Source organism: Chitinophaga rupis (genome assembly GCF_900109685.1).
Lineage (GTDB): Bacteria > Bacteroidota > Bacteroidia > Chitinophagales > Chitinophagaceae > Chitinophaga > Chitinophaga rupis.
The window spans coordinates 46971-63482 of the sequence record NZ_FOBB01000012.1 but is presented as its reverse complement, the minus strand read 5'-3'; the positions used below and the strand labels follow the sequence as shown (position 1 = coordinate 63482).

Below are 16512 nucleotides of genomic sequence, written 5' to 3'. Positions count from 1 at the left end.
AGCGTTCAGCGTTCAAACAGCCAATCCAGTCCTTCTGCTGCATCTTCTGTGCCGCCTCCCGTAAATCCCAATACCAAACAGGCTCCTTTACCCAGTGTAAGCGTATGCTCACCTGCTGCAAAATAATAGGTATGCACATTCACCGGCGGCAGGGAAGGTATGCTGATGGCATGCCGCAGGCGGATGGCTGCCTGCCCGTAGTTATCAGCGCCGGCGTCTGTTTCCAGGTCCGGCTCCTGTAAAAAGCTTTTGTCCTTACTTTCAAAGAAACCTACCACTACTTTTACCGGTTGCTGGTTGCGGAATTGTAAAGTAGTACCGGCTGTTTGCTGCTGCTGCATGGAGCAGGTAATGCCCTGCAGGTCTTTTAACGCAGGTGCTGCAGCTGCCAGGCGCAGGTCTTTATCTGAAAATATCCTTGCCCCGCTTAAGGGCTGGTAACGGCCATTAGCCGGGCTTAATAGTGTAACGGCAGCCGCTTGTAAATGCATGGTATTAGCCGGTGCGGAAGTGCCGGATGGCGCTGCCTGCAAAGTTTGCAGGTGCTGTTTAAAATACTGCAGCTCTGCTTCATAATGAGGCAGCAGCTCGGTCCAGGTTTTATTCTTCCCGTCATCACCCCCAATAGGCACTTTTCTTTGCGCGGTTTGCATGCTGTTGGCATACAGGTAAGTATCTTTTGTAAGGGCCGCCAGCTCCCGGTAATGTTGTACGCTTTGTTCCAGCAGGGGCAGCGCTTTTTGCAGATCGCTCAGCTGGTGGCTGTGCTGGTATTGCAGCACCCATAAGGCAGCCTGCACTTTGGCAGCAAAATAACCGGCCAGCGCACGGTAGCAGTATACGTCATTTTTCAGCCGGGTAAATTCTGCCTGGTTTTGCTGTACACTGCCAGTAGCTCTGTCAATGGCGGCTGCTGCCAGCTCCCCGTGCTGTACTACTTCTTTAATTACCTGCACAGGTGTTTCGCCGGTATGCGGTGCATGCTGCCATTCCTTCTCTGCATATTGCAGAAGGGTTTCTCCTTCCGGCCCGTCGGAATCATACAGGTCGGGCCACACCCGCCATTTTTTAGGATTGATCAGCTGGTTCATGAACATGCCCAGCGTAAGCGTTTGCCGGTTACCGTTAGTAATGCCAAAACGCCGTAACAGCTTGGGGGCTATTTCGCCGGTTTGCTCGTAGGCTTCCAGTATATCTTTACCGGCTTGTGTGCCGTATTTTTTATTTAAAAGATCGCTCCAGTAAAGGTCTTCCGCTGCCCGGTCCCGGTGGCAGTTCCAGGCATAACGCGCCCAGGCCTGGTACCAGATCCAGTCACGGTCTGTTTGCAGCAGGCGGGGCGTGGTTTTATCCGCGGTATAGGGCCAGTCCCAGTAAGAGGCCTGTGGGTATAGGTGCAGGCCATTGGCGCCATGGGCTGTATGCATGGCCTGCACACATTTTTGAATAAAGCTGGTAGCGCCGTAACGGAAGGGTTCCAGGTTGGCCAGTATATGCACATTATCAATATCGGCAGCAGCCAGCCGGCTGATCTCCCGGTGCATGGCGGCCCAGGGGCCACGCGGGGTATAGGTGGTAAGCGCTTCCCCGTTATATTTATTTTCTACATACAGGTTTGAATAGAGTGGGAGGGCAGCTTTCAGCAATAGCTGCGGATTGCTGTCATGTCCGCGTAGCACAATAGGAGGCAGTGTTTTCTTTCCCAATGTTTGCAGCCCGTCCTTAACCCCTGGAATAATCGTTTCAGTAAACCATTTCACATCCATGTCATCGCCTTCCATGGCTTCGCCCAACGTTACCAGCAAGCCTACATTGGGATATTTGGCTACAAAAGCGGCAATGGATTTACGGGTATAATCCGCTATCAGCGGCGTAATAGGCCGTTTACGGTCCTGGGTTACCAACCCGTGTTTTTCCGCAAATGGTTTGGAAAGAATAATGTTGTAGAACATCTGTATCACCCAAATGCCGCGGCGGTCTGCTTCTTTGGTGAGGAAGCGGTACATATCCTCATTCTTTTTAAAGGTAGCGCTGTCCACCTCTACTGCGTAAGGGTATTCCTTTAACCGCACCAGCGATGCAAAGGGGTGCCCGTTCCACAGGTACAGGGAGTTCATACGGTTTTCCGCCAGCATATCCAGGTAGCGGATCCACAAAGCTTTATCATACAGCCAGGGAAATACTTCCGGGGTATAAGGGTATTCATACACCATTCTGCCCGGCAGGTAAGTAGGTTTCTGAATACCTACGCAGGTGCCGCGCAGCACCATTTCCGGCTGGTCGGTAAAGGAAAGCTGTGTAGGTAAAGCGCCTGCCGCACGTACGCGGGCAGCCAGTTCCAGGCAGCCATACAAAGCGCCGCTGGCATCCGTACCGCCAATAACGGTATGGCTGTTTGCTGCTGCAATCGTAAAACCTTCTTTACCCGGTGCTTGTGAAATGGTTAACTTATAAGTACGTATAGCCTTTTGGGTAAGCGCATCGTTCAGGAGGCCTATTACGATAGCCGCTCCCGACGGAGCATTGGCCTGTGTAAGCAGCTTTACCTGGTAACCCGCAGCCTGTAAGGCTTTGCCCAGGTGCTCGGCTCCATATTGTACCCTTGCATTGGCATGCGGTGCTGTTACCAGCGTTATATTTTTATCTCCTGCTGCAAAACAGAAATGCCAGCAACAGCTCACCAATAAAATACAAAACAATCGCTTCATACATCCATTTTCATAACGTACATCAATCAAACATTCAGTAGCAATCCCCAATATTAAAAAAAATCAATTTCAATTATCTTGCTTCAACCCATCCATTACCTGGTCCATCACCTGCCGGTTCAGCTTTACCTGCACCATTCCAATGGGATGGAAGCGCTGGTTATTATTAATAGCTGCATACAGGATGGTATAACGGTCATCCCCCTCCGGTATCAGGCAAAGCGGGGTACGCATAATATCCCACCACTTTTTTACTTTGGTATGAATGGGAAAGTACTGGGCAGCGGTCCAGTGCAGGCCATCCCTGGAAAGCGTGTACCCCATCATGTTAGGCAAATGTAAACCAAATCCCTCCGGTCCGCCGTCAAATACGGCAATATATAAACCATTCGGTAACCGGCTTACAATAGGGTTTTCCACAAACCAGGGATGTATGGAGGTTATGGGATTCACAGTAGTATCCATCCGCGTCCAGGGGCCTTCCATGGAGGCGGACCTGGCTAATCCAACATACCAGCCCTTGCCCGATCTGGTTGGATAGTCAGCCCATTTTGCATAAGGATATGCGCCGCCGTAAAAGGCCAGCCATTCATTACCCACCAGGTAAGGATAAAAGAAAGCCACGCCCTGGCGGCCTTCCCATAGCTGGGAATCTACGCCGGGTTCCATTACAATGCCCTTATCTTCATAAGGGCCGCCAATGCCTTCCGGTCCTTCCTTTACAGATTCCGCCCGCCAGATGCGCCCAAAGGAATGATTGGGCTCAATATTTTTGTCTACCGTATAAGCCAGGTAATAACCATACCAGCGGTTATGCGCTTTGTTAAACACCGGCATAAAAGACCAGATGGCTGCGCGCCGGTCGTTCACCGGGTTATCATCCACTGCCACTGCATATTGCCCGCTGGATGCGTATAAAGTGTTTTCCCGTTTCCAGTGAATGGCATCTGTGCTGGTCCAGTGCCCAATGCGGGTTTTCACCCGGTCATAATATGCTGCCACCCCTTTTTCCCCTGCTCTTTCTGTGGGGAACAGGTGGTAAGTACCATTCACCTTTATGCAGGTACCGCCTTCAAACCCGCCCTGTATGCCGGTTGTACCGGGCATACCTTCCTGTATCACCGGGGCATCCGGCCCGCCCAGGATCTCAAACAGGGGAGTAGCAGGGTTCAATAAAGGGGAACCTGCCTGTGCATGGTTCCCCTGCGATACGGACACTTGTGGGCCCTTCTCGTTCACGTTATGAATGGAATGTTGAACTACGATCCTGAATACATAAGCAAGGTCTGAGGGGATCCTTGTTTTCTTTGGGATAGTAAGCGCCAGCCCCTGCTCATCCATCTTAAACGGCATGGTTTCCAGCGATTTTAAACCCAGCATCTGCAGCGATTGAATGCTGCCTCCCAGGCTGTTATTATTCAGCGCTTTCAGATGCACGGTGCTGGAATCCCCCGGCCAGTCCAGGAAAATAGCATAAAGCGTGTCGCCCTTGCGGGTATAGTGTATGCGCTGGCCTTCCGGCGTGGTTTCGCCAAACACGCTGAAAGGGCGGGTACCATAAATTGATTCACCATTAGCCCACATCCATTTACCTACGCGGAACATTACTTCCTGCTGATTATCCGGGATAGTGCCGTCAGAGCGGGGAGAAAGGTTCAGCAGCAGCTGTCCGTTCTTGCTCACCACTTCTATGATCTTATGTATAATTTCTTTAGGGGTACGTATCTCCATACCGTCCGTATACCCCCAGGAAAGGGCATAGCCGGTACCAATGGAATAATCGCAAAGCCAGGGCTTTTCCACAATATGATCAGGATTGCTGTTCTCATGGTCCAGCATACCAATACCATCCGGTATATCATTGCCTTTGTAGGTCATGGTTACATCCTGGTGGCGTTGTTCCGCCGCATTAAAGTAATGCGCCAGATAATGTTGTATGTAGGTAGGGGGAATATTTTCCAGCCAGGAATCGTGGTATATAATATCAGGGTGGTATTTGTCTACTATTTCCTCGCACTTGCCTTCCCACATTTTCAGCCAGGCTTCGTGCGGCATGGGGGTGCCGTATAATTTGGCGTATTTGGGATTGGCTGCTGCCCATCCGGGTTTGGGCTTTACATACCCGTAATTCAGCTCATGGTGCAGGGATACGAAGAATTTCAATCCTCTTTTGCGGATGGCTTTTTCCAGCTCGCCCACCACATCGCGGTGAGGGCCCATTTGTTTGGCATTAAAAGGTGTTAGCTGGCTGTCCCACATGGCAAAACCATCATGGTGCTCCGCCACCGGTCCGGCAAAACGTGCCCCGCTTTTTACGAACAGGTCGGCCCAGGTATCGGCATTAAAATGTTCACCCTTGAACATCGGTATAAAATCATGGTACCCGAATTTGCTAAGAGGGCCGTACAGGGCTATATGCCGCTGGTAGGTACCCAGTTTGGAGTACCCGGAGTCCGCATGCATATGTGAGTAATAATGTTCATTATTATAGGCAGGCACGCTGTATACACCCCAATGGCAATAGATGCCGAATTTGGCATCGCGGATCCATTCCGGTACTTCCGTGTGTTGCTGAAGGGAGGCCCAGTCAGGTTTATAAAGAATATTTTTTTGTGCAAAGGATACAGAAAAGGAAAAAACTACCAGCAAAAGGGCAAGGGCCCCAAGCCGGCACCGGAACATAACATGCTTCATAACCTGGTTTTATAATAGAACGTGGAACAGCAGTCAGGATTGAGATTGAAAAAGACCAGGGTGATTAAATCTAATTAACCCCAAGGTACTATATTTCTCTTATCTATACTATACTATGGTAGTCTTTTTTAGCTAAAGCAGGCACGCCATCGTTGCCGGTAACGATTGCGTAAAAAAAAAGCCGCTATGCTCCTTTTTTAACTGATTATTTCTGTAGCTTGACCCCTGAGATTATTACCTCTCTTACTGAAGGGAGTTATCAGGGGGGAACAGCAGCCTTGATTGTTATGGGAAAGATCGTCATCTTAAAATTCCGTTAGTTATGAAAAGTATGCTTCTTTTTTTATGGGCTATATTTTAATTGTCCAGCCGACACCAAACTACTTAGTCCTGTTCTATCAACTTATTTAGTCCTATTCTTAAATCATTAAAACAATGATTAATCATTTACTTTCTGGTAAGCGACTTACCACAGGGGGAACTGTATTGCTGATACTACTATACTTATGTGCCAACACCACAACCACGTATGCACAAAACAACAACACACCTGTTACCGTTGCCGGAAAACCAGCAGGTATTACTGTCAGGGGGAAAGTATTCTCTGAAGATGGTTCCGAAGTTCCCGGCGTAACCGTCCGTTTAAAAGGACAATCAAAAGGTACCGTAACAGATATTGATGGCAACTACAGCATACAGGTACCGGATGGAAAAGCTGTACTGGTTTTTACCTACACAGGCCAGGCCCCGCTGGAACAGCCTGTGAATGACCGTTCTGCAGTAAATGTAACTATGAAAAGAGGGGTTACGGACCTTTCTGAAACAATAATAGTAGGTTATGGTTCCCAGAAAAAAATTCATTTAACAGGCGCCGTTGCCACAGTGAACGTAAAAGAGATTGAGGACCTGCCTTTGGGCAACCTGTCTGCAACACTCGCCGGTAAGCTGCCGGGAGTAAGCGTAGGTGGTGGTACCGCCCGCCCCGGAACTCCAGGTACTATTACCATCCGCAACCCTGTTATTTATGCTAAAGATGGAGGTACTTTACAGCCGTTGTATATCATTGATGACGTGATCCGTACCCCGGATGATTTTAACCTGCTGGATCCTACGGAAGTGGAAAGTATTTCCGTGTTAAAAGATGCCGCTGCAGCGGTGTATGGTGCACGTTCCTCACAGGGCGCCATTGTGGTAAAAACCAAAAGGGGAAAGGCTGGTAAGCTGGCTATCAATTACAATTCATCCGTGGGTTTTAGCCAGGCTACCAAGCTGCCTACCATGATGACGGGTTATGACCTGGCTACTTACCTGAATGATATGAACACTACCGGAGGCAAACCAGCTACTGACCCGGTTATTTATACGCCCGATGAATTAGCATATTTTAAAGATCATAATTACGACTGGCTGCGCCAGGCCTGGAAAACCTCCCTTACTACCCGCCATACCTTTAATATCAGTGGCGGTACGGAAAAAGCTACCTTCTTTGCAGGTGCTACTTACTTTTACCAGAACGGTAACCTGGACAAGATCAGGAACGACCGCTGGACATTCCGCGCCAGCACGGATGTGAAGCTGGCCACCGGTTTAAAAACATCCCTTTCTGTAAGCGGCGATCTGTCTAACACCAAAATGTTCCTGCTGAAACAGGGTGGTGAAAATGCAGAGAATGACCTGAAAGGGCTGATCTATACCCCGCAGTTCAATCCCCCTTATGTAAATGGTTTACCCGTGCTGCTGAGCACTGCTAATAATATTGATGCCTTCCACTTCTTTGCAATACAGGCATTGGACAACTATAGCCAAACACGTTCCAACAGCCTGAATGTAGTAGCCAACCTGGAATACCAGCCCACCTTTATTAAAGGCTTAACCGCCAAAGTGCAGTACGCCAAAATAATGGACAATGTATTCCCTAAACAGTTTGGTACTTACTACAACCTGTACTCTTTCACCGGACTGGGTGAGCACAAGCATATCATAGGCGGTGATGTGGTAGGGCCTACCCGTATGAAGAACGGCGCCCGGGTATTCTTCAAACCTTCCTATGGCGACCGTTACCAGCTGGATGGTTACCTGAGCTACAACCGCAAATTTGGTAAGCATGAGATCTCCGTGCTGGCAGTAGCAGAGCAGTCTGAATACAGCTATGACGATGTGCAGGCTTATACAGAAGATCCTACTGAAAGCGCCCCGGATATTTCCCGTTTTGCATTCGGCGCTATGAACGTATATGAAACAGCCAATGAAACCGGTAACCTGTCTTACATAGGCCGTTTGAATTATACTTATGCAGATAAGTACCTGCTGGAATTTGCTTTCCGTTATGATGCCTCCACCAACTTTGCACCGGCTTACCGCTGGGGCTTTTTCCCATCTGTGTCCGCAGGTTGGGTAATATCAGAAGAGAATTTTTTCCGGCAGAATGTGAACGCAATTGATTTCCTGAAATTACGTGCTTCAGCCGGTCACCTGGGTGGTGACGCTACCAAGGCCTGGGGCTATTTACAGCGTTATACGCCCAGCCAAACCGGGGGCGCCGTATTTGGCGGCAACAGTGCCAAGTACGTAGGTACCAGGCCGGAATCTATGCCTAACCCCGCCGCCCGCTGGGACGATGACCTGAAATTTAATGCCGGTATTGATGCTAAAGCGCTGAATAATCGTTTATCCGTTACCATTGATGGGTTTTACGATCACCGCTATAACATGCTTACTTCCTTAACAGCAGCCGTACCGCTTACAGTAGGTTCTGCTATTTCTGCGGAGAACTATAATACCATCAATGCATACGGTTATGAGCTATCACTGGGATGGAATGACCGCATTGGTAAGAACATTGATTTTAATGTGGGCGGTTTCCTGGCCTGGAGTGATGCCAAAGCAGTGAAAGTAGATGTGGACCGCGGTGTAATCGGTACCTGGGAAGATCCCAACGGCCACTCCCTGGATATGGGTTTGAAAGGATATGTATACGAAGGCATGTTCAGAACACAGGCCGATGTAGATAATTTCCTGGCAAAGAATCCTGACTATACTATCATGGGTAAAAAACCTGCGCCCGGTATGTTATACTATAAAGATATCCGTGGTGCAAAAGATCCGCTCACTAATCAGTATGCCGGACCAGATGGTAAGATCGATGAAAATGACCAGACCTTTATTACCAATAAAGCCGACAATCACTACAGCTTCGGTATAAACATAGGCGCAGGTTATAAAGGATTCCGGCTGGATATGGTAATGGCCGGTTCCTTCGGTGGTGTAGCGCAGATAGAAAGCGGTGCCCGTAAACAGGCTACTGCTACCTCTTCCCGCCCGGCTTTCTGGACCGATCACTGGACACCGGAAAATACCAACGCAACTTATCCGGATCCTTATTATAGTACTACCTACGACCTGGCTTCATCTTTCTGGAGCAAGAGCGCCTTTAATTTCCGGATGCGTACACTGAACCTTTCCTATACTTTCCCAAGGTTCATGACAAGGAAGATGGGCATGGAAGGTCTGAAACTTTATATCAGCGCTACCAATCCCTTTAACTTCTACAACCCGTTTGATTACAGGGATAATGCACTGGGATCATATGATGTGTATCCCAACCTGAGAACATTTGCGTTTGGAATTAATGTAGGTCTGTAATTAGTAAGAAAAAAACAACGACAATGCGTACACGAATTCACATATTTATATTTTCGGTTTTGCTGTTATCCATGGCAAGCTGTAGTAAGGTGCTGGATAAAAGGGATCTGGGCTCATTACAGGGCGACCTGGTATTTAATGATTCCGTGCTGGCACGTACCTATCTTGATTATATCTATGACCAGAACCTGCCTGGCTGGGGCGGCACCTGGGGCCCCAGCGGCAACCTGTCCGACGAATCTTATGGAGAAAGCAAATACTTTGAAGGTACCCTGCAGCCAAATGATGTAAATGATTTTGGCACAAAGCTGGATGCCAATAACGCCTTTGGTAAGATCCGCGCTATTAACCTGTTCATACAACAGGTGGATGGCGGTTCCTTAACCACTACCTGGAAAACAACTTTAAAAAGCCAGGCATTATTTTTCCGTGCCTGGCGTTATTTTGAGCTGGTGAAATTATATGGTGGCGTACCCATTATCCTGGAACCGCAAAGTGCAGTGGGTGATGAAGCTAAACAGGAAGCTTATGTGCCCCGCAACAAAACTTCCGAATGTATTGCTCAAATTGTAAAAGACCTGGACGCAGCTATTGCAACCCTGCCCGCCAGATGGCCCAATACCAATGACTGGGGCCGCATTACCAGTGGCGCAGCTGCTGCATTGAAAGCAAGGGCACTGTTATACTGGGCCAGCCCCGAATTTAATCCTTCCGACCTGGCAGACAGGTGGCAGGCTGCTTACACTGCAGCCAAAGCAGCAAAAGACCTGCTTTCTTCCAACGGTTATGGCCTTAATTCTTCTTTCCAGAATATGTGGTTTTCAGAAGTGAATAATCCCGAGGCGGTATTTGTAACCTGTTACAACAACCTCTCCGGCGATCAGACAAAAAAGAACAATGGGTTTGACAATAGCACACGTCCGTCTATAAATGGTACCGGTGGCGGTTCTAACCAGCCATCCAAAGAGCTGGTGGATGCTTTCCCCATGAAAGATGGTAAGAAGATCACGGATGCTACCAGCGCTTACACCTACAATGCACAAACCTTTTATAAGAACCGCGATCCCAGGTTTGATAACACCATTGCTTTTAATGGTGCTACCTGGCCATTGAACGGGATAAATGATTATAAGATCTGGACCTACTTTGTAGGCAATACTTCTACGGAAACCGGGAAGGCCAGCAGCACCGGCTTCTATTGCCGCAAAGCAATTGATCCGGCCGTAACTACCGGTAACGTACAATACTCCGGTACCGACTGGATGGAGATCCGTTATGCAGAAGTGTTACTGACCCTGGCAGAAACTGCCTGCGGCGTTAATAACACTGCAGAAGCATATGAACAGTTAGTAGCCATTCGTAAACGTGCAGGCATTGATGCCGGTGCAGACCAGCTCTATGGCCTGAAAGCAGGTATGACACGCGCTGAAATGTTTAACGCCATCCTGGATGAAAGGCTGTATGAGTTTGCATTTGAAGGCAAACGTTTCTGGGACCTGCGCCGCTGGAAAATGTTTGAAAATGTGTTGAATGGCAGGAAACGTACCGGCGTTATTATTAAATTGAATACCGATGCGATCAGCGCTGACGACTTTAAAGCGCAACGTGATAAAATGGACCTGGATCTTGCTTATACCAGCTATTTCACCATCGCACCAAAAATAATGGATACCAAGTATGCCATTAACTGGAAACCGGAATACTATTTCTTCGCCATCCCTAAATCAGCCATAGATAATAATCCTAAGCTGGATCAGAATGTGGGTTGGGGCGGAAGCTTTGATCCCGTACAATAAGATACGAACGGATACACGGACATGCTTATGTTGTTAAACTGAAATAATAAGAAGATGAAGAACTATTTTGTTGCACTTACGTGCACTGTTGCACTGGGACTGGCCCAGCCCGTGCTGGCACAATATCCAACTATACCAAAGGATATACAGGCGGCCAATGAAGCAGCTTTGAAGGAGGCGCAGCGCTTGTCTGATGAAGCATGGGAAAAAGCATTGCCGGTCATTAATGAGGATGCAAAACATGGTAAGCCTTTTGTCCCCTGGGCTTCCCGCCCAACGGACCTGCCGCAGGCAGATATTCCTGCATTTCCAGGTGCAGAAGGCGGCGGCGCGTATACATTCGGCGGCCGTGGCGGCAAAGTGTATGTGGTAACCAGCCTGGAAGACCGTGGCCCCGGCACTCTGCGCGATGCAGCAGAACAGGGCGGCGCCCGCATTATTGTATTTAACGTGGCAGGTATCATACATTTAAAAAGCCCGCTGATCATCCGTGCACCTTATATCACCATTGCAGGACAAACTGCACCGGGCGATGGCGTATGTGTAGCAGGGGAATCAGTGTGGATCAACACACATGATGTGATCATCCGCTTTATGCGTTTCCGCCGTGGCGAAACTAATGTAGGCCGCCGGGATGATGCGCTGGGCGGCAATCCTGTAGGCAACATTATCATAGACCATTGCTCCACCAGCTGGGGCCTGGATGAAAATATCTCCATGTACCGTCACATGTACAATCCCGGAGATGGTTCACCGGACGAGAAGCTGCCTACCGTTAACATTACCATCCAGAACTGTATCTCTTCCGAAGCGCTGGACACCTACAACCACTCTTTTGGCAGCACCATTGGCGGTGAGAACTGCACGTTCATGCGTAACCTGTGGGCCTGCAATACCGGCCGTAACCCGTCTATCGGCTGGTTTGGGCAGTTTAACTTTGTGAACAACGTTGTATTTAACTGGAAGCACCGTACCATGGATGGCAGCGATTACCGTGGCTTGTTCAACATCATCAATAACTATTATAAACCCGGTCCCATTACACCGAAAGATGAGCCGGTGGGCCATCGTATCATTAAACCGGAATCAGGCCGCAGCAAGCTGAAATATAAAGTGTTTGGCCGTGCGTATGTGAACGGTAACATTATGGAAGGTTACGACAAGATAACTAAAGATAACTGGGCCGGTGGCGTGCAGGTAGAAGATGAGGAAGATGCCGGCCCGTACCGCGATGATATGCGCATTGTAAAACCTTTACCCATGCCGGCTATTACAATAATGTCAGCCAAAGAAGCATATGAATTTGTACTGGCCAACGCAGGCGCTACCTTACCTAAGCGCGACCCGGTAGATACCCGCGTGGTAGAACAGGTACGCACCGGCAAGATCATTTACAAGGATAATACGGCTACAGATGTAGGCAGCCAGTACATTCACCGCCGTTTGGACAAGGATTCCTACAAACAGGGTATTATTGCCGACATCAGCCAGGTGGGCGGCTACCCGGAATATAAGGGTACGCCTTACAAAGATTCCGATAACGATGGAATGCCCGATGAGTGGGAAAGCAAACATGGGCTGAACCCCAAAGATGCTGCCGATGCGGCGAAGGATATGAACGGCGATGGGTATACGAACATTGAGAAATTCATCAATGGCATTAACCCGGATAAAAAAGTGAACTGGAAAGATCCAAAGAACAATTTTAACACGCTTTCAGGTAAAACCAGCGGCCAGATGAGCCGTTAATAGCAATTGACTTGTTATGAAACGATTACAATATTTATTTTTAGCAGGATGTATGCTGGCCACTGCCCCGGTAGTTGCGCAAAGCGCAGGTGCGGATACGGCCTATGTGAGGGTGGTAACCCAGCGTGCCGATAAGATCGTGGCTTCCATGAACATGGGCAATACCGCGGTATCCACACAGGTGCGTGATATTATTGCACAGCAATACCAGGATCTGAATAAGATCCAAATGGAACGGGACACACAGGTGAAGGCCGCCAAAGAGGAATTGAAGGACAACAAGCCTGCGCTGGATACCCGTTTACAGGGTATTGAAGACGCTACCAATAAAAAGCTGGATGCGCTGCACCAGGCATACCTGGCTAAGCTGTCCGCAAAGCTGAACCCTGCGCAGGTAGACCAGGTAAAGGATGGCATGACCTATGGTGTGCTGCCGCTTACTTACGGCGTGTACATGGATATGCTGCCTAACCTTACCCAGCAGCAGAAAGCACAGATGATGGCCTGGCTGGTAGAAGCCCGTGAACATGCCATGGATGCAGGTTCTTCAGAAAAGAAGCACGCCTGGTTCGGAAAATACAAAGGCCGTATTAACAATTACCTTTCCGCTGCCGGTTACAATATGAAAGAAGTAGAGGCCGACTGGAAGAAAAGAAAGGGAATGTAGAAGCAGGAAGTAAGCATACGGCGCAGAAATAATCTATATGAAGTAGGATGTATGATGTAAGTAGCAACCAGGCTTCTTATGTCGTACATCCTACTTCTTACTTCGTTCTATGCTGCTTCGTTTTAACAAAAGAAGAATGAACTGGAAACTGATCAACATATTTTGTGTGCTAACGCTGGGTACTACAACCGGTGTGTATGCACAGAAAAAAAATAAACCTGCACCACCGGTGGAGCTTAATGCCAGCGGACATTTGGTATATGCGCCAGATGAGCAGGGCAACCGGATCCCTGATTTTTCCTATTGCGGTTATATGGCCAGCGAACAATCCATTCCGGATGTACCGGTACGTATAGTGGTCCCTGTTATAAAGGGCGATGCTACCGTACCAGTACAGGCGGCATTGGATTATGTGGCAACGTTGCCGGCGGATAAACAGGGTATACGCGGTGCAGTGCTGCTGCAGAAAGGCCGCTATGAAATAGCCGGTAGCCTGCATATGCGCGCCAGCGGCGTGGTATTACGCGGCAGCGGGGCAGAGGAGCAGGGTACTACACTGGTGGGCACAGGTCCTGACCGGCAAACACTCATCCGCATATTTGGCCGGCCTGACCGCAGCACCAATACCCCTGTTAAAATTACCGATGCTTATGTGCCGGTAAATGCCCGTACTATTCATGTGGCTGCTGCGCAGGGTTTTAAGGTGGGCGATAAAGTGCTGGTTCACCGTCCCAGCACTAAAGAATGGATAGAGGCTTTAGGCATGGATCACATGGGCGGAGGTATTACTACGCTTGGGTGGAAACCGGGCGAGCGTGATATAGACTGGGACCGTACCATAATAGCAGTAGACGGAAATGCCATTACTCTGGATGTACCCTTAACCACTGCGCTGGATACCGCTTATGGCGGCGGCACCCTGGCTACATACAGCTGGCCGGGCCGTATTGAGCAAACCGGTATTGAAAACCTGCGCTGCCAATCCACTTACGATGTAAATAATCCAAAAGATGAAGCCCACCGCTGGATGGCCATTACCCTGGAAAATATTTGCGATGCCTGGGTACGCCAGGTCACCTTTGAACATTTTGCAGGATCGGCTGTGCTGGCGCTGGAAACAAGCAAACGGATCACGGTAGAAGATTGCAAATCGCTGCTGCCTGTTTCTGAAATAGGCGGGCAGCGCCGTTATAGCTTTTGGACGATGGGGCAGCAAACCCTGTTCCAGCGTAATTATGCGGAATACGGCTATCACGATTTCGCGGTGGGTTTTTGTGCAGCAGGTCCTAATGCATTTGTACAATGTGAATCACATTTACCCAATAATTTCAGTGGTGCCATTGATAGCTGGGCCTCCGGGGTATTGTTTGATGTAGTGAATGTAGATGGTAATGCCCTGCGTTTTGGTAACCGCGGTCAGGATGGGCAGGGCGCCGGATGGAGCGCTGCTAACAGCGTATTCTGGCAATGCAGCGCTGCACGTGTGGACTGTTACCGTCCACCAACTGCCAACAACTGGGCTTTTGCAACCTGGGCACAGTTTGCAGGCGACGGGTACTGGGGCGATTCCAATGAGCATATTCCCCCCCGCAGTTTGTATTATGCGCAGCTGGCCGATCGTTTAGGCAAAGACGTTAAACAGCAGGCGCAGCTGATGCCGGTGGAATCAGAAGCTTCCAGCAGTCCCGGTGTAGAGCAGGCCGTTGCATTGACCCGGGCAGCTGTTAAACCGCTGCCACAGCTCACAGACTGGATAGATGATGCATCAAACCGCAATCCGGTTACTACAAAAGCAACCGGTGTTAAAACTATTAACGATATAGGTTATACGAAACCAGCAGTGCCCGCGCTGGCTGCTCCCATGCATGTAGGTAATGGCTGGCTGCTGCGCGGCAATGCCGTATTAACCGGGGAGCATTTTGAAGTGCCCTGGTGGCGGGGAGATGTACGGCCCGATGGTATTAAAGAAGCTAAGCCCGATGTAACCCGCTTTGTGCCCGGCCGCATTGGTACCGGCCTCACAGACGATCTGCAGGAAGTAGCACAGTGGATGAGGGATAAGCACATTGTATCCCTGGAACATAATTATGGGTTGTGGTATGAGCGCCGGCGCGATGATCATGAACGCATACGCCGTATGAATGGCGAAGTATGGCCTCCCTTTTACGAGCTGCCTTTTGCCCGCAGCGGGCAGGGAACCGCCTGGGATGGCCTGAGCCAGTACGATCTTACCAAATACAACGCCTGGTACTGGATGCGCCTGAAACAGTTTGCCAACCTGGCCGACCAGCAGGGATTAGTGCTGGTGCACCAGGATTATTTTCAGCATAACATTATTGAAGCCGGTGCGCACTATGCAGATTTTCCCTGGCGCAGCGCCAACAATATCAATCATACCGGTTTCCCCGAACCGCCTCCCTATGCAGGTGATAAGCGCATCTTTATGGCGGAGCAGTTCTATGATGTAACTAACCCGGTACGCCGCAAGCTGCACCAGGCTTACATCCGCAAGTGCATGGATAATTTTGCCGGCAATACAGGGGTGATCCATTTTATCGGAGCGGAATTTACCGGGCCGCTGGCCTTTGTGCAGTTCTGGATAGATACCATCCTGGCCTGGGAAAAAGAAACCGGTAAAAAAGTAACTATTGGCCTTAGCACCACCAAAGATGTGCAGGATGCTATACTGGCCGATCCTGTACGTTCAAAGCTTATAACTGTAATAGATATACGCCAGTGGCACTACCAGCCGGATGGCAGCGCCTATGCACCATTAGGTGGCCAGAACCTGGCGCCACGCCAGCATGCCCGCCTGCTGAAACCTAAGAAAAGTACTTTTGAGCAGGTATACCGGGCCGTAAGCGAATACCGTAATAAATACCCGGAAAAAGCTGTGGTATATGCCGGCAGCGCATACGATGAATTTGCCTGGGCAGCTTTTATGGCCGGTGGTTCTTTGGCCGGTATCCCGGCAATAGCAGACAAGGGCTTCCTGGAAGCAGCTGCTGCTATGCACCCGGTAGCAGGTACGCAGGGGCAGTGGAGGTTAACTAACGGCAAAGCATATATTGTTTACAGCAATGCATCCGGCCCAATACAGCTGGATCTGAGCAAAACTACCGGTACCTGTAGTATCCATTGGATAGATCCTAAGGACGGGCGGCTGTTGAAAACAGAAGAACAGGCAGGCGGTAGAGATCTTACCTTACAAAATCCAGGCGCAGGCCCGGTAGTGGTTTGGGTAAGCAATAAATAA

7 protein-coding genes are annotated in these 16512 nt (G+C 49.4%); 5 read left to right on the top strand and 2 right to left on the bottom strand.

From position 1 onward, the window contains the following. Nucleotides 1-5: 5 nt before the first annotated feature. Together BMZ54_RS30115 and BMZ54_RS30110 are read right to left on the bottom strand one after the other, a co-directional pair. Nucleotides 6-2708, bottom strand: coding sequence for an alpha-d-galacturonidase (locus tag BMZ54_RS30115; RefSeq protein WP_143081185.1), 2703 nt, complete (start codon nt 2706-2708; stop codon nt 6-8). A 69-nt stretch (nt 2709-2777) separates the two neighbouring features. Next, nucleotides 2778-5402: an alpha-L-fucosidase gene (locus BMZ54_RS30110; protein WP_089920590.1), complete on the bottom strand. Its 2625-nt coding sequence runs from the start codon at nt 5400-5402 to the stop codon at nt 2778-2780. A 435-nt stretch (nt 5403-5837) separates the two neighbouring features. On the opposite strand from BMZ54_RS30110, the gene BMZ54_RS30105 reads away from it, so the two are divergent. The 5 genes from BMZ54_RS30105 (at nt 5838) to BMZ54_RS30085 (ending at nt 16512) form a co-directional block, all read left to right on the top strand. Beyond that, nucleotides 5838-9044 carry a SusC/RagA family TonB-linked outer membrane protein gene (locus BMZ54_RS30105; RefSeq protein ID WP_089920588.1) on the top strand — a complete coding sequence of 1069 codons (3207 nt, stop codon included), beginning with the start codon at nt 5838-5840 and terminating at the stop codon, nt 9042-9044. Nucleotides 9045-9067: 23 nt separating this feature from the next. Next, nucleotides 9068-10840, top strand: a complete 1773-nt coding sequence (locus BMZ54_RS30100; RefSeq protein ID WP_089920586.1) for a RagB/SusD family nutrient uptake outer membrane protein — start codon at nt 9068-9070, stop codon at nt 10838-10840. A 54-nt stretch (nt 10841-10894) separates the two neighbouring features. Further along, complete coding sequence (locus tag BMZ54_RS30095; protein ID WP_089920584.1) at nt 10895-12589, top strand: polysaccharide lyase; 1695 nt, start codon at nt 10895-10897, stop codon at nt 12587-12589. A gap of 16 nt (nt 12590-12605) precedes the next feature. Continuing rightward, entirely contained in the window at nt 12606-13256 is a 651-nt protein-coding gene (locus BMZ54_RS30090) for a DUF3826 domain-containing protein (protein WP_089920582.1), read from the top strand. A gap of 136 nt (nt 13257-13392) precedes the next feature. Next, nucleotides 13393-16512, top strand: a complete 3120-nt coding sequence (locus tag BMZ54_RS30085) for a DUF6298 domain-containing protein (protein WP_089920580.1) — start codon at nt 13393-13395, stop codon at nt 16510-16512.

Bases quoted from the DNA above. Each gene is read 5' to 3' on its own strand.
- BMZ54_RS30100 (WP_089920586.1), top strand. From the start codon at position 9,068: ATGCGTACACGAATTCACATATTTATATTTTCGGTTTTGCTGTTATCC.
- BMZ54_RS30085 (WP_089920580.1), top strand. From the start codon at position 13,393: ATGAACTGGAAACTGATCAACATATTTTGTGTGCTAACGCTGGGTACT.
- BMZ54_RS30105 (WP_089920588.1), top strand. From the start codon at position 5,838: ATGATTAATCATTTACTTTCTGGTAAGCGACTTACCACAGGGGGAACT.
- BMZ54_RS30095 (WP_089920584.1), top strand. From the start codon at position 10,895: ATGAAGAACTATTTTGTTGCACTTACGTGCACTGTTGCACTGGGACTG.
- BMZ54_RS30115 (WP_143081185.1), bottom strand. From the start codon at position 2,708: ATGAAGCGATTGTTTTGTATTTTATTGGTGAGCTGTTGCTGGCATTTC.
- BMZ54_RS30110 (WP_089920590.1), bottom strand. From the start codon at position 5,402: ATGAAGCATGTTATGTTCCGGTGCCGGCTTGGGGCCCTTGCCCTTTTG.
- BMZ54_RS30090 (WP_089920582.1), top strand. From the start codon at position 12,606: ATGAAACGATTACAATATTTATTTTTAGCAGGATGTATGCTGGCCACT.